At 66.2% G+C, this 471-nt stretch carries 1 protein-coding gene; it reads right to left on the bottom strand.

Annotation, left to right across the window (positions count from 1 at the left end; all coding sequences use genetic code 11):
- The coding region (locus HV477_RS28085; protein WP_175065767.1) for a CaiF/GrlA family transcriptional regulator at positions 1 to 380 on the bottom strand (380 nt) is incomplete at its 3' end.
- Between the last annotated feature and the right edge of the window lie 91 nt (positions 381 to 471).

Below are 471 nucleotides of genomic sequence, written 5' to 3'. Positions count from 1 at the left end.
CCCACCCGGCGGGTCTGCGTCGTCCGGAGCGCGGAACGCTGTTTCTCCGTCACCGGCCTTTTTCCGGGCTCATCCTTCACGTCCAGCACCCTCACCTCATAACGCGCCACCGGCATACCCTCATGCTTCACCCTTCTCTGCTCACACACCACCTGCTCCTTCTTTCTCACCAGGTACGTCAGCTGGTACGTCGCACCCCGCTCGCTTATCCCGAACGCCTGCGCGATATCCCGGCGGCTCACCCAGCCCCCGTGGCGCAGACACCATTGTGCCACCAGTATGTACAGCGGCCTGTCCGCCCACGCCTCCAGCCCCGCCGGCACCAGGCAGGCTTCATGGTTACGCTGGCAGGGCGCACGCCGGTTTTTCTTCTCACTCATCCCGGCCTCCCGGACCACCGTACTCCTGCAGCCAGCCCTTCAGCAGACTGTGCAGCACCGCCCCGGCATACAGCTCCCCCCGGGCCGCCTG

The sequence above is a fragment of the Salmonella sp. SG203 genome, assembly GCF_013350575.1.
Classification (GTDB): domain Bacteria; phylum Pseudomonadota; class Gammaproteobacteria; order Enterobacterales; family Enterobacteriaceae; genus Salmonella; species Salmonella enterica.
The sequence above is the reverse complement of the archived record's forward strand: the minus strand, read 5'-3'. Positions and strand labels throughout refer to the sequence as shown.